The organism is Roseinatronobacter bogoriensis DSM 18756, assembly GCF_004366635.1.
Lineage (GTDB): Bacteria > Pseudomonadota > Alphaproteobacteria > Rhodobacterales > Rhodobacteraceae > Roseinatronobacter > Roseinatronobacter bogoriensis.
On record NZ_SORN01000004.1, the window covers coordinates 261726 to 278370 of the forward strand.

At 58.1% G+C, this 16645-nt stretch carries 20 protein-coding genes; 10 read left to right on the forward strand and 10 right to left on the reverse strand.

All coding sequences use genetic code 11. The annotated features are described in order from the left end of the window. Positions 1 to 47 precede the first annotated feature (47 nt). Complete coding sequence (locus EV660_RS11445) at positions 48 to 545, forward strand: tellurite resistance TerB family protein (RefSeq protein WP_244927317.1); 498 nt, start codon at positions 48 to 50, stop codon at positions 543 to 545. On the opposite strand, the gene EV660_RS11450 is transcribed toward EV660_RS11445, so the two are convergent. Beyond that, on the reverse strand, positions 524 to 1954 hold the full coding sequence (locus tag EV660_RS11450; RefSeq protein WP_071482073.1) for a Glu/Leu/Phe/Val family dehydrogenase: 1431 nt from the start codon (positions 1952 to 1954) through the stop codon (positions 524 to 526). The two genes, EV660_RS11445 and EV660_RS11450, sit on opposite strands and share 22 nt — an antisense overlap. 159 nt (positions 1955 to 2113) lie before the next feature. Then, a complete protein-coding gene (locus EV660_RS11455) occupies positions 2114 to 2701 on the reverse strand; it encodes a TetR/AcrR family transcriptional regulator (protein ID WP_071480574.1) in 588 nt (195 codons plus the stop codon). A gap of 22 nt (positions 2702 to 2723) precedes the next feature. On the opposite strand from EV660_RS11455, the gene EV660_RS11460 reads away from it, so the two are divergent. Next, positions 2724 to 3113 (forward strand): hypothetical protein, encoded by a 390-nt coding sequence (locus EV660_RS11460; RefSeq protein WP_134013929.1) that lies wholly within the window; start codon positions 2724 to 2726, stop codon positions 3111 to 3113. Here EV660_RS11460 and EV660_RS11465 read toward each other — a convergent pair. Further along, the gene (locus EV660_RS11465) at positions 3087 to 3890 is read right to left on the reverse strand and encodes a heme-dependent oxidative N-demethylase family protein (protein WP_071480576.1); all 804 of its coding nucleotides are present in this window, start codon (positions 3888 to 3890) and stop codon (positions 3087 to 3089) included. The two genes, EV660_RS11460 and EV660_RS11465, sit on opposite strands and share 27 nt — an antisense overlap. A 76-nt stretch (positions 3891 to 3966) precedes the next feature. Between EV660_RS11465 and EV660_RS11470 the strand changes: the two genes are divergently transcribed. Further along, entirely contained in the window at positions 3967 to 5100 is a 1134-nt protein-coding gene (locus EV660_RS11470; protein ID WP_071480577.1) for a carboxylate-amine ligase, read from the forward strand. An 87-nt stretch (positions 5101 to 5187) separates the two neighbouring features. Here EV660_RS11470 and EV660_RS11475 read toward each other — a convergent pair whose 3' ends face one another. Then, complete coding sequence (locus tag EV660_RS11475; protein WP_071480578.1) at positions 5188 to 5850, reverse strand: SDR family NAD(P)-dependent oxidoreductase; 663 nt, start codon at positions 5848 to 5850, stop codon at positions 5188 to 5190. A 177-nt stretch (positions 5851 to 6027) separates the two neighbouring features. Between EV660_RS11475 and EV660_RS11480 the strand changes: the two genes are divergently transcribed. The 5 genes from EV660_RS11480 (at position 6028) to EV660_RS11500 (ending at position 9396) form a co-directional block, all read left to right on the forward strand. Beyond that, positions 6028 to 6456 carry a L,D-transpeptidase gene (locus EV660_RS11480; RefSeq protein ID WP_071480579.1) on the forward strand — a complete coding sequence of 143 codons (429 nt, stop codon included), beginning with the start codon at positions 6028 to 6030 and terminating at the stop codon, positions 6454 to 6456. A gap of 138 nt (positions 6457 to 6594) precedes the next feature. Next, positions 6595 to 7062, forward strand: a complete 468-nt coding sequence (gene nrdR / locus EV660_RS11485) for a transcriptional regulator NrdR (protein WP_071480580.1) — start codon at positions 6595 to 6597, stop codon at positions 7060 to 7062. A 3-nt stretch (positions 7063 to 7065) separates the two neighbouring features. After that, positions 7066 to 8163, forward strand: a complete 1098-nt coding sequence (gene ribD / locus EV660_RS11490) for a bifunctional diaminohydroxyphosphoribosylaminopyrimidine deaminase/5-amino-6-(5-phosphoribosylamino)uracil reductase RibD (RefSeq protein ID WP_084634861.1) — start codon at positions 7066 to 7068, stop codon at positions 8161 to 8163. Between the two features lie 113 nt (positions 8164 to 8276). Next, complete coding sequence (locus EV660_RS11495; protein WP_071480582.1) at positions 8277 to 8729, forward strand: nucleoside deaminase; 453 nt, start codon at positions 8277 to 8279, stop codon at positions 8727 to 8729. Between the two features lie 4 nt (positions 8730 to 8733). Further along, positions 8734 to 9396 (forward strand): hypothetical protein, encoded by a 663-nt coding sequence (locus EV660_RS11500; RefSeq protein WP_071480583.1) that lies wholly within the window; start codon positions 8734 to 8736, stop codon positions 9394 to 9396. Positions 9397 to 9452: 56 nt separating this feature from the next. Here EV660_RS11500 and EV660_RS11505 read toward each other — a convergent pair whose 3' ends face one another. The 6 genes from EV660_RS11505 to EV660_RS11530 all read right to left on the reverse strand — a co-directional run bounded on the left by EV660_RS11505 (position 9453) and on the right by EV660_RS11530 (position 15360). After that, complete coding sequence (locus EV660_RS11505) at positions 9453 to 9848, reverse strand: F0F1 ATP synthase subunit epsilon (protein ID WP_071480584.1); 396 nt, start codon at positions 9846 to 9848, stop codon at positions 9453 to 9455. 10 nt (positions 9849 to 9858) lie between these two features. Further along, complete coding sequence (atpD, locus tag EV660_RS11510; protein WP_071480585.1) at positions 9859 to 11277, reverse strand: F0F1 ATP synthase subunit beta; 1419 nt, start codon at positions 11275 to 11277, stop codon at positions 9859 to 9861. Between the two features lie 20 nt (positions 11278 to 11297). Further along, positions 11298 to 12167: a F0F1 ATP synthase subunit gamma gene (locus tag EV660_RS11515; RefSeq protein ID WP_071480586.1), complete on the reverse strand. Its 870-nt coding sequence runs from the start codon at positions 12165 to 12167 to the stop codon at positions 11298 to 11300. Positions 12168 to 12189: 22 nt separating this feature from the next. Continuing rightward, the gene (atpA, locus tag EV660_RS11520) at positions 12190 to 13728 is read right to left on the reverse strand and encodes a F0F1 ATP synthase subunit alpha (RefSeq protein WP_071480587.1); all 1539 of its coding nucleotides are present in this window, start codon (positions 13726 to 13728) and stop codon (positions 12190 to 12192) included. Continuing rightward, positions 13729 to 14289 (reverse strand): F0F1 ATP synthase subunit delta, encoded by a 561-nt coding sequence (locus EV660_RS11525; RefSeq protein WP_071482074.1) that lies wholly within the window; start codon positions 14287 to 14289, stop codon positions 13729 to 13731. A gap of 240 nt (positions 14290 to 14529) precedes the next feature. Further along, entirely contained in the window at positions 14530 to 15360 is an 831-nt protein-coding gene (locus tag EV660_RS11530; RefSeq protein ID WP_084635098.1) for a methyltransferase domain-containing protein, read from the reverse strand. An 84-nt stretch (positions 15361 to 15444) separates the two neighbouring features. On the opposite strand from EV660_RS11530, the gene gloB reads away from it, so the two are divergent. After that, a complete protein-coding gene (gene gloB / locus EV660_RS11535; protein ID WP_071480589.1) occupies positions 15445 to 16212 on the forward strand; it encodes a hydroxyacylglutathione hydrolase in 768 nt (255 codons plus the stop codon). A gap of 168 nt (positions 16213 to 16380) precedes the next feature. Then, on the forward strand, positions 16381 to 16645 hold a 265-nt coding region (locus EV660_RS11540), incomplete at its 3' end, for a Clp protease N-terminal domain-containing protein (protein WP_281279308.1).

Sequence of the window (16645 nt, forward strand, 5' to 3'; positions counted from 1 at the left end):
AGCAAGTGTGATCTTTCGGGGTTTGGGTTTCCAGCCCGACCCTCTATATGAGCAGCATGACTGAAAAAGCGTTCGAATGGATCAAGGGCTTGTTTGCGCCCGCCCCACCGCAGCCAACCCGACCCGAGATGACGGGCGAGCTTGCCGTGGCTGCATTGCTGGTGCGCGCAGCGCGGGCCAACGACGACTACAACAAGTTGCAGATCGCCGCGATTGATGACGTCCTGTCGCGGCGTTTCGGACTTGGGCCTTGGGATGTGTCCGCGATGCGCGCCAAGGCAGAGGCACTGGAAGCGACGATAGGTGACAGCGTCCACCTGACACGCGCGATAAAGGATGCCATCGTCTACGAGGAGCGCCCCGAATACCTGTGCGACCTGTGGCGAGTCATTCTGGCCGATGGCAAGCGCCATGAACAGGAAGACGGGTTGATGCGGCTTGTGTCCAACCTGCTGGGGCTGCGCGACCGCGATTCAGCCCATGCGCGCCAGCGAGTGCAAGCGCGCATGGACCAGGTGCAAGATCAAAGCCCCTTGGCGCGGTAACTGGCCGCCACGCGTTCTATAGCTACAATGAAAGCAGCGGTGCGCAAATCCTTCACATCAGAGCGGCGGTGCCATTCTTCGGAAATGGACTGATAGGCCGTGCGCATGGTGTCATCCAGCCCCGAACGGACAAGTTGCAACTCATCCGCGCCCTGCAGATAGCGGCGCTTGAAATCTGGCGACAATTCCCATCCCAGATTTTTGTCGGCAGACAAGCGCTCCAGTTCGCGCACCAAAGTCATGGCATGGGCTTCTTCATTGCGCCGCTGCATCCGGCCAAAGCGGATATGGCTAAGGTTCTTGACCCATTCGAAATAGGACACGGTCACACCGCCCGCATTCGCGTAGAGGTCGGGGATGATGACAGTTCCTTTCTCGCGCAGGATGTCGTCGGCATTGGCCGTTATCGGACCATTTGCCGCTTCGATGATAAGCGGTGCGGCAATGCGTTCGGCATTGTTGATGTTGATCACACCTTCCAGCGCTGCCGGAATCAGGATGTCGCATTCTGCTTCCAGCATTGCGGCGCCATCGGCGACATATTCGCCCCCCTCAAAACCTTTGACCCCGCCATGCTGCGCGATCCAGTCGCGCAGCGCATCCGGGTCCAGCCCGTTGGGGTTGCTGATGGCACCGTCGCGTTCGATGATCGCGGTGATGATTGCGTCATCTTCATCGCGCAGGAATTTGGATGCGTGATAGCCCACATTTCCAAGGCCCTGAACAATGATGCGTTTACCTGCAAGGCCGCCCGTCAGGCCAGTTTTGGCAACATCTTCCGGATGGCGGAAAAACTCTTGCAGTGCGTATTGCACGCCGCGCCCCGTCGCCTCGACACGGCCCTTTATCCCGCCGGAATTCAGTGGCTTGCCCGTCACACAGGCGCGCGCGTTGATGTCGGTCGTGTTCATCCGGGCATATTGGTCGGCAATCCATGCCATCTCGCGCTCTCCGGTGCCCATGTCGGGGGCGGGGACATTCTGCGCCGGATGGATCAGGTCGCGCTTGGCCAGTTCATAGGCAAAGCGACGAGTGATCTGCTCCAGCTCATGTTCTTCATAATTTCGTGGGTCAATGCACAGACCACCCTTGGCACCGCCAAAGGGCGTTTCAACCAGCGCACATTTATAGGTCATCAGCGCGGCCAGTGCCTCGACCTCGTTCTGGTGGACTTCCGGCGCGTAGCGAATGCCGCCTTTGACGGGTTCCATATGTTCAGAGTGTACTGAACGATAGCCAACAAATGTCTCGATCTTGCCGCGCAGCCGGACCCCGAAGCGCACCGTGTAAGTTGAATTGCAGATCTGGATTTTCGCGGCAAGCCCCGGTGGCAGATCCAGATGCGATACCGCACGGCGGAACATCAGATCAACATTTTCGCGAAAACCAGGCTCTTTGGTGTCCAGCATAGTGTATTCTCCCATTTTCTCAGGGCAGCGCCGGTAATCTGTCTGCGCAGCCCCGATCACATGATAGCAATTTGCCTTGCCAATGATATGGCGATTTTCAATTCTTTGGCGTTAAGCTGAAGGAGGTCCTGATCCAAGGCGCGATAACCGCGCCAGATGTCACCCGCCGACCGCCTTCTTGACCATCCGCCAGTAAATTTCTTCCACAGCATCAAGGCTAAGTCGCCCACCTTCGCGAAACCATGTATTCACGCCGGTCAGCATCGCAATAAGCGCAAAGGCTGCCAGCTTTGTGTCCGGCAGATCAAACAGGCGCTCTGCCTTGCCACGGGCAAGGATGCCTTCCAGATGCGCTTCATACTGCCTGCGCATTGCTTCGATCCGCTCGAAATTCTTGGGCTCCAGATTGCGCAACTCCATATAGGCAATGAAAACCGCATCGCTGCGCGCACGGTGAAAACGGATGTGAAACCGCGTGAATTGTTGCAACTCTGCAAGAGGGGATTGGACATCGGGCAATGCTGCCAGTTCCGACAATAGGTCTTGCATATGGTTCTGCATCAGATCGAACAGCAAGGACTGCTTGTCGGGCGTGTACAGATACAGCGTGCCCGCCTGCACCCCAACTTCGGACGCGATCTGACGCATCGAAACGGCCGCATAGCCATGCCGCGCAAACAGCCGCAATGCAGCGCTGCGTATCCGCGGGCCTGTCACATCAGCAGAGGAATTCTTCTTGCGCGCCATCGGGGGTATTTGCCCCTGAAACATGGCCGGACGCAAGCCCGCTTGCGCCCAAGGCGTCACTCGGGCTATCTTGCGCCCAACTGGTGTCGGGGATGCGATGTATCAGGTTTTGTTTCATCAGCGTCTGCAATCAGGACGCCTTGTCTGGCTTGCGCCTTTGGTGTTGGCGGCGTGCTTTGCACCAACTGACCTGCCACCCCGTCAGGCGGATATGCAGGGGGCCAGCCCGGAGCTTTTACCGCTATCGTCCATCTTGGCGCAGGTTGAGGATGGACCAAATACCGCACGTTTGACCGACCCTCCTGACGGACGGGTTTCCGCATTGCAGGCGCGTGCGGCGCAATTGCGCGGAACGGTTATCGCACCAGACCAGCGCGAGCGGATGCTACTGTCTGACCAAACTATGCGCTGAGGTTTCGATTCCCTCCAACGCGATGCGTTGCTCTTCCGTCAAGCTGTCACGGCTGACCTGTGCAGTATGGATCGAAAAGACCACGGCGCCGGTTCTGGGCAATTTCAGCAAACACTGCCGTTCTGACCGGATATAGGCACCGCCGTCGCGTTTTTCCTTCGGGGCAAATTCCGGCTGCGGCTGATACAGGGCAGGGTTGGTGTAGCGCAGGACATTGGCGCGCCACAGGGGTTGTTCAGGGCGCATGGCGTCGAACATGCGCTGCACCCGCGCGCCCATCTGCGTATCATAGCTGTCTACGGGTACATGTATGCGCATCAGGGGTTTACCCAGCTTTTCGGACAGGGTCCAGCTGGATGGAAAGCACAGGACTGCCCCTGTCAGAACATGCTCGGATGCCTCTTTCGGTTTTTGAAGCAGACAGAAATCGGCCTGTAACAAATGCCCAATAGTCCACAGCGGGCGTGTCTTATCCAGCGCCACGGTCTGTCCATCCGGGCGCAGGATATGATCGCCGCGAATCTCGAACCCCAACGCGGGCAGATCGCGCAAAATTTCATCCAGCAATTCCAGCGCTGCCGGTTCGGCCTCTGGCTGGGTTGCCAGAACATCAGCGCTGCGCGCCGCCAGCAGGGCTGCGCGCTCGGCCATTTGTTCTGCATAGACTTCATCGCATAACAGCCAATCGGCACGGTCCAGCGGCATAATACCGGGCAGCCGCCGGCCGGCGGGGGTGGTCCAGGGGGAGAATGGTAAACTTGAGTGCAGGATCGTCATGCCACAGTGCTAGGCCGCAGTTGATGGCGCGTCAATTACATCTTGCGGGGTGGAAAATCCGCGATACGCTTGGTCCATGACACAGGACTTGCCCGAATATACACTTGGTATCGAAGAAGAGTATCTTCTTGTCGATATGCAGACCTGCGCGCTGGTCGATGTGCCCGATGCGCTGATGCGCGATTGTGAAGCGGCATTGGGCAAAAAAGTCTCGCCTGAATTTCTGGCCTGCCAGATCGAAGTCGGCACAGGAGTCTGCGCCGATATTGCCGAGGCTCGCGCTGATCTGGGGCATCTGCGCCGCACGATCGCGGATTGTGCCGCCGAATACGGAATGGCCCCGCTGGCGGTGTCCTGCCACCCGTTTGCCGATTGGCACAGCCGCAAGCATACCGAAAAACAGCGTTACAATGATCTGGCGCGCGATCTGGCGGGTGTGGTGCGGCGTATGCTGATTAGTGGAACGCATGTTCATGTCGGGCTGCCCGATGACGACCTGCGTATCGATATCATGCGCCAGATGACATATTTCCTGCCGCATCTTCTGGCGTTGTCGACCTCGTCACCCTTCTGGGGTGGGCAAGATACGGGTCTGAACAGCTATAGATTGACGATTTTTGATAACCTTCCCCGCACCGGGCTGCCACCGGATTTTGTCAGCCATGCAGAGTATCGCCGTTCGGTCGATATGATCATCAATGCCGGATTGATTGAAGATACCACCAAGATCTGGTGGGACATCCGCCCCTCGGCGCGGTTTCCGACGCTGGAGGCACGGATCTGCGATGTGATGCCGATCATGGAGCATAGTTTGACGATTGCGGCGATGATCCAGTCGATCACACGGATGCTGGTGGAATTGCGCCGCCGCAACCAGCGCTGGCGCATCTATGACAGGTTCCTGATTGCAGAGAATCGCTGGCGCGCGCAGCGTTACGGCCCGCGCGAAGGATTGCTGGATATCGGCAAGGGGGCGCTGGTTCCCATGGGGCAGCTGGTCACGGAATTGATCGAGCTGCTGGAAACCGATGCGATGGTCCTGGACTGCCTCAATGAACTCCGCGCGGCTCAGGATATCGTTGCGCAGGGCACCAGCGCCGAACGACAACGCGCGGTTTACGCGCGTGCTCAGGAAGACGGTGCGGACAGCGACGAAGCCCTTTGTGAAGTCGTCCGCTCTTTGATCTCAGAGTTCAGAACTGGCCTGTGACATAGCAACTGTTTCCGCAACGGCGCACGGACCCGCACCGACCGCTGCAAGACTTCCATGCGCACGGCCATGTCGCATTGAGCAACGCTATATCAGCGCTGCAAGCCGTTCTGACTCGGTCATGCAGGGGGTCAGTTTGCTTCGATCTTCACCCGGAAAGAACCTTGCGCGGGTCGCGGTCGGCATCGGGGCGCAAGCCTCTACCAGAACACGCGGTCCTGTCTTGGCGTATTCCGCCGCCCATGCACGGGCAAGTGCCATCTGTGCCGCTTTTGACGCGCCATAAGCGCCCATGAATTTTTGTGTGCTGGCCGGGTCGTCGATAAACAGGGCAGTCGCGCGTTCAGGTGCGGCCAGCAGAAGTGGGGCAACCATCTGGATCAGAAAGCCTGTTGCGCGCATGTTGATTGCAACGCATTTATCCCAGTCCTTGAGTGCGATGTGATCAGCAGGTGTCATCGGGGGGGCGTGGATTGCGGTATGCGCCCATAGATCGATGCGGCCCCAACGATCATGAATATCGCGGCAAAGATGGCGCATTGCGTCATCCTTAGTGATGTCCATCGTCGCCAAAGTGGCGCTGCCGCCCTTGGCTTGAATACGGTCATCCAGTTCTTCCAGCGCACCAAGCGTGCGCCCGACCGCAACGATATGCCACCCTTTTGTGGACAGGGTTTCAGCCAGCGCTGCCCCCAGTCCACGCGAAGCCCCGGTGATTAGGGCGAGTCTTTTGTCACTGTGCTCTGTCATGGGCGATCTAGTCCCACCTCGCGCGGAATTTGACAAGAGGGTTGATGCACAAAGCGCCAAATCGCGGGGGCAAACAGGCAATCGGCAAGAATCCGCTTGACTCGAATCTCTTGCTGCGACCGACTGAATTGGCCTTGGGGGGCATTTAAAACAACAGTTTGAACGGGGGGCTTCAAGTTGAGGATAATTGCTTTTGTTTTTGGGGGGCTGTTTCTGGCGCTGCTTCCTGCAGTGCCAGCGCATGCGGACAGGGTCGTTGCGCGGGTCAGCATCAGCGAACAGGTGATGCATGTCTACCATCATGGACAGCTTATGTATGAATGGCCCGTCTCCACCGCGCGTCAGGGTAAGATCACCCCGACCGGCGATTGGCGTCCGCAATTCCTGTCGCGCAATCACCGCTCCAGCCGCTACAATAATGCGCCTATGCCGTATTCGGTTTTCTATTCCGGTCATTATGCCATTCATGGCACCGACCAGATCAGCCGACTTGGTCGTCCTGCTTCGGCTGGCTGCGTGCGGCTGCACCCTGACAATGCCCGTGTCTTCTTCGACATGGTGCGCAGCGAGGGGATGGAGCAGACCCGCGTTATCGTAGTGAACTAGCCGCAAGACCAGAACCTGAGTCTGATGCGCAACATCCGCGCCCCATGATCTGGTGGGGAGCGTTTGCTGCTACCCAATCCATCGCGGTTTGCCTATAGTGTTTGCGGAGCAAGCATAATCAAACCCGAGGGAGAGGACATGCGCTGTCCATTTTGTGGAAATACCGATACGCAAGTAAAGGATTCGCGGCCCGCCGAAGATCACGGTGCCATCCGCAGACGGCGCTTTTGCCCTGCCTGTGGGGGCCGCTTCACGACATATGAGCGGGTTCAGTTGCGGGATTTGGTGGTGGTCAAGTCCAATGGTCGGCGCGAAGCCTTCGACCGCGAGAAGCTGGAACGCTCGATCCGCATCGCAATGCAGAAACGCCCTATAGAACATGAACGTATCGACCAGATGATTTCCGGCATCGTGCGCAGACTGGAGAGTCTGGGGGATACGGATATCCCGTCCAAGATGATCGGTGAGATCGTGATGGAAACCCTCGCGCGGATCGACACTGTCGCCTATGTGCGTTTCGCGAGTGTTTACAAGAACTTTCAGGAAGCGGATGATTTCGACAAATTCGTTTCAGAATTGCGGCCAGATCAGAAAGAGCCGGAATAGACCTTGAGCCCTGAGCGCGACAGTCACTTCATGCGGCACGCCATCGGCCTTGCCGCGCGCGGGCTTGGGCGGGTCTGGCCCAACCCGGCGGTTGGCTGTGTGCTGGTGCGTGATGGGCGGGTTCTTGCGCGTGGCTGGACACAGCCGGGCGGGCGCCCCCATGCTGAAGCCGTTGCACTTGCAAAATGCGATGCGCGTGGTGCAACTGCCTATGTCAGCCTTGAGCCTTGCGCACATCACGGTCTGACGCCGCCCTGTGCAAAAACGCTGGTAGATTCAGGGGTTGTGCGTGTCGTCACAGCGCTTACAGACCCGGACTCGCGCGTTGCCGGGCGCGGACATGCGATGCTGCGTGCCGCCGGTCTGGATGTGGTCGAGAATGTCGAGGCGCAGGCCGCGCGCACCCTGAATGCCGGATTCCTGATGCGGCTGGCGCAAGGGCGGCCTTGGGTTACGCTGAAACTAGCGTTGACGCTGGATGGTCGTATCGCCACCGTAACCGGCGAAAGCCGCTGGATCACCTCTCCAGAAGCGCGCCGCATGGTTCATGCCCTGCGTGCGCGCCATGATGCGGTTCTGGTGGGGGCCGGCACAGCCCGCGCCGACAATCCCGACCTGCGTGTGCGTGATTTGGGCATGATGCACCAGCCTGTGCGGATTGTTGCAGCGCCTCGGCTGGATATCGACACGCAGGGGCGCTTGGGGCAATCCGCGCGCGAGGTTCCTGTCTGGCTTGTACATGCTTCGAATGCACCCGAGGATGCGCGCCAGCGCTGGCGCGATGCGGGCGCTGAATTGCTGGATTGCGGCACGAATTCTGACGGGCTGGTGCCGGACCAGATGCTTCAGGTGTTGGGACAACGCGGTATCACGCGGCTGTTTTGTGAGGGTGGCGGCCATCTGGGCGCAAGTCTGCTGCGCGCGGAATTGGTCGATGAATTGATTGTTTTCTCGGCAGGCAAGGTGATCGGTTCGGAAGGGCGTCCGGGATTGGCGCAGCTTGGTTTGACCCAGCTGGTTGATGCGCCGCATTTCAAGCTGACCGCCTTGCAGCAGATTGGCGATGATATCGCCCATATATGGTCGCGCCAGCCTCAATAATATTCGTTGCCTCACAAAATCCACGGTGACGGCGCGGCGGCCTTCGGCCCAACGATGCGCGGACTCGAAGACATCTTGTAATTCCGGGCCGCCTGTCAGAGACATTACAGGCCATGACCCAGTTTCGCACATATATGCCCTTGGCGCTGGAACAGGCGCGTGCCGCAGGCTTGCGCGGAGAGGTGCCGGTGGGCGCGGTCATCGTCTCAGAGAGTGGCGTGGTTGTCGCGTCCGCTGGCAATCGCACCCGAGAATTGCGCGATCCGACCGCGCATGCAGAGATGCTGGCCATTCGCGCGGCCTGTCTGACACTGGGACAAGAGCGGCTTGGTGGTCATGATCTCTACGTCACGCTGGAACCGTGCCCAATGTGCGCAATGGCCATCTCACATGCGCGGATCAGGCGGCTTTATTTTGGTGCGGCTGACCCTAAATCGGGCGGGGTGATGCAGGGGCCGCGCATCTTTACGCATGGACAATGCCATCACGCGCCGGAAGTCTATGATGGCATGGATGCAGATGAGTCGCAGGTCTTGCTACAAGATTTCTTCGCGCGCTTGAGGTGAGACGATGCTTAAGGAACAGGTGATCGCCTATTGTGAACGCACCGATTTTTCGTATTGGAGCGAGCCGGTCAATGCCGTGACCAATGCGGCTTTCCTCATTGCCGCAATGCTGGTCTGGCGACAAACCTCTGGCTTGCCAATGGCGCGAGCAATGGCTGTGATGCTTGCGGTCATTGGGGTAGGCTCCTTCCTGTGGCACACGCATGCAACGCAATGGGCAGGGCTGGCGGATGTGCTGCCTATTCTGGGCTTCATCCTGCTTTATCTCTTTGCGGCGACGCGCGATTTCCTACGCCTCTCTTGGCTTGTGTCGCTGGGGGTGACGCTACTGTTTTTCCCGTATGCTCTTGGGTTTGGCTGGATAATGGGTCAGATCACGCCCGGACTTGGGGCGAATGCACTTTACCTCAGCGTTGCGGTCCTGATTGCGGCTTACGGGCTTTGGCTGCATGATAGCCCGACTGGCAAAGGGTTGCTGATCGGAGCAGGGGTGCTTGTCGCTTCGCTTGGATTTCGCATGGCGGATGATGCCCTTTGTGCTGTTTTCCCGGTTGGAACGCATTTCATGTGGCACCTGTTGAACGCAGTGATGCTGGGCTGGATGATCCATGTTTATTGCCGCGATATGCGCAAGGGGCAAACCCGGAAGCACAGCAACCAGACATGAAACAGCGCCGATCCCAAAATAGGACCGGCGCCGCATTTCTTCAGGTCTGAACCGGGTCAGGAAATAGAGGCGATTGCGCGCTCCAGATCATCAGCGGCCTTGTCCAGTGCATCCTTGTCAGGGCCTGAATTGTTCGCGGCCTTGCTGCGCATCTCTTGCAAGATCACATCCAGCGCAGCACGCCCTTCAGCATCGGCGGGAAAGGCGCGTTCAGCCAAAACAGATGTGCCCTGAGGCGTGATTTCGGCAAACCCGCCGGTCACGACAAAACGCGTCTCACCCTCTGGCCCTTCGGAGGTCAAGACCCCGGGGCGTAGCGTGGTAATTGTCGCGGCATGCTCTGGCATGGCCGTCAGATCACCATCTGCACCCGGAATCTGCACCGCACGCACCTGGCCCGAGGCAAGCTTGCGCTCGGGGCTGACCAGGTCGAATTGCATCATATCAGCCATAAGGCCCCCCTTAGGCCGCAGCGGCCAGCTTCTCGGCTTTTGCGATCACGTCGTCAATGTCGCCCACCATGTAGAAGGCAGCTTCCGGCAGGTGGTCGTACTCACCTGCAACAACTGCCTTGAATGATGCGATGGTTTTTTCCAGCGGAACCTGAATCCCGTCCGAGCCGGTGAACACTTTTGCCACGTCAAACGGCTGCGACAGGAAGCGCTGGATCTTGCGCGCACGTGCCACGGTCATTTTGTCCTCTTCGGACAATTCGTCCATGCCAAGGATGGCGATGATGTCCTGAAGTGACTTGTAGCGCTGCAAGATACCCTGCACATCGCGGGCAACCTGATAATGCTCGTCCCCGATATAGGTCGGGTCCATCAGGCGCGAGTTGGAGTCGAGCGGGTCCACAGCCGGGTAGATGCCCAACTCCGAGATCGCACGCGACAACACTGTGGTTGCGTCAAGGTGGGCAAAGGATGTGGCCGGCGCAGGGTCGGTCAAGTCATCGGCAGGCACGTAAATCGCCTGCACCGAGGTGATCGAACCTGCTTTGGTCGAGGTGATGCGTTCCTGCAGCGCGCCCATGTCGGTGGCCAGCGTCGGCTGGTAGCCCACCGCCGAAGGGATACGACCCAGAAGTGCGGACACCTCAGAACCGGCCTGCGTGAAGCGGAAGATGTTGTCGACGAAAAACAGAACGTCCGTGCCCGACTGGTCGCGGAACTGCTCGGCCAGTGTTAGACCGGTCAACGCCACACGTGCACGCGCACCGGGTGGTTCGTTCATCTGGCCATACACCAGCGCCACTTTGGATTCTGACAGGTTATCGATGTTGATAACACCCGATTCCATCATCTCGTGATAAAGGTCGTTACCCTCGCGGGTCCGTTCGCCCACACCAGCAAACACCGAATAGCCCGAATGCACCTTGGCGATGTTGTTGATCAATTCCATGATCAGAACGGTCTTGCCCACACCGGCACCACCGAACAGACCAATTTTACCACCCTTGGAGTAGGGGGCCAACAGGTCAATAACCTTGATACCGGTCACCAGAATTTCGGACTCAGTTGACTGTGCGTCAAAACCGGGGGCGGGCTGGTGGATGGCGCGCTTTTCGCTTGCCTTGATCGGAGCACCTTCGTCAACTGGTTCACCAACCACGTTCAGGATGCGGCCCAGTGTTGCGTCGCCCACGGGAACCATGATCGGCTCGCCCGTGTCGGTCACGGATTGACCGCGAACCAGACCTTCGGTTGCGTCCATCGCGATGGTGCGCACAGTGCTTTCACCAAGGTGCTGCGCCACTTCGAGCACCAGCCGCTTGCCGTTATTGTCCGTTTCCAGCGCGTTCAGGATGGGGGGCAGGTCGCCGTCGAACTGCACATCGACGACGGCGCCGATCACCTGTGTGATTTTGCCATTTGAAGCCATTATTTGTCTCTCCGGGTTCGTCAGAGCGCTTCAGCGCCCGAAATGATCTCGATAAGCTCTTTGGTGATCGCAGCCTGACGCGAGCGGTTGTACTCGGTTGTCAGCTTGTCGATCATGTCGCCTGCGTTGCGTGTGGCGTTGTCCATAGCGGACATGCGCGCACCCTGTTCCGAGGCACCGTTTTCCAAAAGCGCGGTGAATATCTGCGTCGTGACCGAGCGTGGCAGCAAATCTTCCAGAATCGCTTCTTCGGATGGCTCATAATCATAAAGCGCATCTGCTTCTGCGTCTGCCGGAACAACCGCAGGAATGATCTGCTTCGGCGTCGGAACCTGACTGATCACCGATTCAAAGCGGTTGTAGAAGATAGTCGCCACGTCGAACTCGCCCGCGTCAAACATCTCGAACACTTTCTTCGAGATATCGGCTGCATTCTCATAGCTGACGCGCTTGACCTCGCTGAGATCGACATGATCGACCAGATGCGCGGAGAGATCGCGCTTCAGCTGTTCGCGGCCCTTCTTGCCAACCGTCAGGATCTTGACGGTCTTGCCTTCCTTGATCAGCTTTTCCGCGCGGTAGCGTGCGATTTTCACAATCGAAGAGTTGAACCCCCCGCACAGACCGCGTTCAGCGGTCATGACCACCAGCAAATGGGTCTGTTCGCTTCCCGTGCCCGCAAGCAGTTTGGGCGCGGTTTCTGACCCGGCGACCGAAGCCGCCAGACCATTGACCACATCAGCCATCTTGTCGGCATAGGGGCGCGCGGCCTCTGCCGCGTCCTGGGCGCGGCGGAGCTTGGCCGCCGCAACCATCTGCATGGCTTTCGTGATCTTGCGCGTCGATTTGACGCTCGCGATCCGATTTTTCAGGTCCTTGAGGTTGGGCATACGCTTTTCCTCTTACCCGCCCTCAGGCGAAGTCTTTCGCGAATTCGTCCAGTGCGGCGCGGATTTTCTCTTCCAACTCGCCCTTCACCTTGCGGTCGTTATTGGTCATGTCATCCAGCAGCGCCTTGTGGCGGCCACGCAGATGCGCCAGCAGACCTTTTTCAAAACGGCCCACATCCTTGACGTCAACCTTGTCCAGATAGCCTTGGGTGCCTGCAAAGATAACACAGACAATCTCGGCATTGGTCATGGGCGAATACTGGCCTTGCTTCATCAGCTCGGTCAGGCGTGCCCCACGGTTCAGAAGTTTCTGCGTCGAGGCATCGAGGTCCGACCCGAATTGCGCGAAGGCCGCCATTTCGCGGTACTGCGCCAGTTCCAGCTTCACCGGACCTGCAACCGATTTCATGGCATCGGTCTGCGCAGATGAACCCACACGCGACACCGAAAGACCGGTGTTCACAGCCGGACGAATACCCTGATAGAACAGTTCGGTTTCAAGGAAGATCTGGCCGTCGGTGATCGAAATCACGTTGGTCGGAATAAAGGCCGACACGTCGCCGCCCTGTGTTTCGATGATTGGCAGCGCTGTCAGCGAGCCCGCGCCATGCTCTTCATTCAGTTTCGCCGAACGTTCCAGCAGGCGGGAGTGGAGGTAAAACACGTCACCGGGGTAAGCTTCGCGGCCCGGTGGGCGGCGCAGCAGCAGCGACATCTGGCGGTAAGCAACAGCCTGTTTGGACAGGTCATCATAGATGATCAGCGCGTGGCGGCCATTGTCGCGGAAATGCTCGGCCATGGCAGTCGCGGCATAGGGCGCAAGAAACTGCATCGGCGCGGGGTCGGATGCGGTTGCGGCCACAACGATCGAATATTCGATTGCACCGGTTTCTTCCAGCTTCTTCACCAGCTGCGCCACAGTCGAACGCTTTTGCCCGATAGCAACATAGACACAATAGAGCTTCTTGCTCTCGTCATTGCCGGCGGCTTCATTATAGCTTTTCTGGTTCAGGATGGTGTCGAGCGCCACAGCGGTCTTGCCGGTTTGGCGGTCGCCAATGATCAATTCGCGCTGGCCACGGCCAATCGGGATCATCGCATCCACCGATTTCAGGCCCGTTGCCATCGGTTCATGAACCGATTTGCGTGGGATGATGCCGGGCGCTTTCACGTCTGCGACCGAACGCTTGGAGGTCTTGATCGCGCCTTTGCCGTCAATCGGATTGCCAAGGCCATCCACAACACGGCCAAGCAATTCGTCGCCAACTGGCACGTCCACGATGGATTTTGTGCGCTTGACGGTGTCGCCTTCCTTGATGCCGCGGTCATCGCCGAAAATAACGATACCCACATTGTCAGCTTCAAGGTTCAGCGCCATGCCGCGAATTCCACCGGGGAATTCGACCATTTCACCGGCCTGAACATTGTCCAGACCATGCACGCGCGCAATGCCGTCACCGACGGACAGCACACGGCCCACTTCGGCAACTTCTACATCCTGACCAAAGTTCTTGATCTGCTCTTTCAGGATCGCAGAGATCTCAGCTGCTTGGATACCCATTTATCCGACCTCTTTCATACTGTTCTTGAGGGCCGCGAGCTGCGCGCGGATCGACGTGTCGATCATTTGCGAGCCCACCTTGATGACAAGACCACCAATGAGAGTTTCATCGACGGTCAGCTTAAGTTTCACTTTTTTGCCTGCACGCTCTGTCAGCGTTTTGACAAGTTCTTTCTCTTGTGCCGGAGTCAATGGCTTGGCGGAAGCGACTTCTGCCGTGATTTCCCCCTTTTCGGCGGCAAGCAGGTCTTTCAGGGCAGACAGCACTTGCGGCAGCACAAAAAGGCGGCGCTTCGAGGCCATTAGACCCAAAGTGCCGCTGACTGTCTGCGACAGCTTCATCTTCTTGGCCACAGCCGAGATCGCCTGTGTGACCTGTTCACGCGAATAGACTGGTGACATGATCAGGTTGCGCAGGTCGGCGCTTTCAACCAATGCGCCTTCCAGCGCGTCAACATCTGCTTCCAGAGATTTGAGAGATTTGGACTCTTTCGAGAGTTCAAACACTGCAGTGGCATAGCGTTTGGCGATGCCAGTGGAGATCGAAGCTGGTTCGGACACGTCCATCCTTCCATCTGTTTTTACCGGACCTCGCGTCGGCCCGATATCATGAATGCTAACTTAGACGCGGCATGTGAAATCGGCGCGGGTTTAGCAGAGGGTTTTTAATGCTGCAACCGTCTAGGTCGCGCCATCGTGAGAAAGCTGCGAATAAATCAGACCGACAGTGCGACAATCCGCCACAGGCTTGCGCTATCATGGCGCAGGAAATGATGGGGAGCGCCCGAAAACGTTGGTCTATTACGGCTTTCGGACTGTCTCTGGATTGATGATTCCTTCGTCCACATTTTTTTGCAGGGGCCGCAGTTGGGCAAGATCGCGTCGCCATGCGGGCTGGGTTCCGCCCGCGCGCACTGGATCGAGAATGCGCAAGGGTTTGCGTTCGCGTACACTCAGGCCGGACGGGCGGGGCGCGTCCGCAACGCGAACCGCTTCAACCAGCAAGACACCACCGGCATGGTAGCGTGACAGTTTTTGGCCAAGGCTTTCCATCATCATGGCCCATCGCAACCAAGATGCGCGATTCCTCGGGGGGAAAAACAATGCGGCGGAATGGTTTTCCACCTCAAAGCCATGTTCTACCAGCAACGCTTCGACCTGACCCAACGAATAGGGGCGGCCCAGTGCAAAGGGAGTGCCATCGCGGCGTGCCCACAAGCCAGAGCGATTGGGAACGATCATTACGATCTTCGCACCTATCTTCAGGACGCGGGCGGCCTCTTCCATCAATGCTGCCGGACGGTCGGATGTTTCCAAACCATGCAACACCACCAGACGGTCAATACTGTCAGTGGCAAGCGGCCAGTTCGTCTCTTCGACCAGGGCGGAATGGTTTGCCGCCTCCGCGGGCCAGTGCATGACACCTTGTTGGGCAGGCATAAGCGCGATGACGCGACGCGCATCCAGCAGGCAGGGGCGCAGCAACGGCGCTGCAAAGCCGAAACCTGCCACCGACAGCCCGGTAACTGATGGCCAGCATACACGTAACCGGTCGCGCATGGCCTTTTGCGCGGCACGCCCAAGCGCGCTGGTGTAATAAAAATCGCGCAGAAAGCAGACGTCTTGGTGCATCTTGTCTCGCATATTCGATGGGTTGCGCCGCATCGCCGCATCCCTCACACTGACCAAATACGACAGAAATGCAAGGAAAACACCATGCCCCTCACGCTGAAGACCGTGCCCTGTCTGCGCGACAATTACGCCTATCTGATCCATGATGCGTCCAGCGGGCGCACGGCTGTGGTCGATGTGCCAGAAGCCGCGCCCATCCAGCGCGCATTGGCAGAATCCGGTTGGGTGCTGAGCGATATTCTGATCACACATCACCATGACGACCATATCGGCGGGGTTGCGGACTTGCGTGCCGCGACCGGGGCGACTGTCTGGGGGGCGCGCGCCGATCAGCATCGCCTACCGGCACTTGATCACCTGCTGGAAGAGGGGGACCGCGTGACCCTTGGTAATGAAAGCGGTACTGTGATTGACGTTCCCGGCCACACGGTCGGTCACATTGCCTTCTACTTCCCCGACAGCGGTCTTGCCTTTACCGCCGACAGTCTGATGGCGCTTGGCTGCGGGCGTCTGTTTGAAGGAAGCGCCGCGCAGATGTGGGACAGCCTGACCAAACTTATGGCTCTGCCCGAGGACACGCTTATGTGTTCAGGACATGACTATATTAAGGGCAATGGGGCCTTCGCGCTGAGTGTGGACCCTGATAATCTTGCCTTGCAAACCCGCCTGGCGGAACTTGAGGGCGCGCGAGCAGAAGGCAAGCCGATGGCCACGGTCAGTCTGGGTGTTGAAAAGGCCACAAACCCTTTTCTTCGCGCATCGCTGGATTACCTGAAGGACAGGTCTGGGCAGCGAGCTGCCACCGATTTGGAAATGTTTGCCTATCTGCGTGACCTGAAGGACAGGTTTTGAGCGACCATCTTGCGGGCAAAAGTTAAGAAAACTTGCCAGATCAGGTGCGATACGGCAAAGTTGCAGAAAAAAGTCTTGAAGGTTGCCGAATAAAACCGAAGTTTAAGACTATGAGGCGATATTGGAAGCTGGCGATGCCAGTAACCATCAGAAACAGGAGCGTCTGACGTGCCAAGCTTTTCGACAACACTCGAACAATCCATTCATGGAGCGCTGGCGCTGGCCAATGCCCGTCGGCACGAATTTGCGACGCTGGAGCATCTTCTGCTCTCTCTGATTGATGAACCTGACGCAAGCCGCGTAATGCTTGCCTGCAATGTGGACCTCGACGCTCTGCGCAAGACTTTGCAAGAATTTGTCGAAGAAGAACTCGCATCGCTTGTCACAGATATCGAGGGATCAGAGGCGGTTCCGACAGCCGCATTCCAGCGGG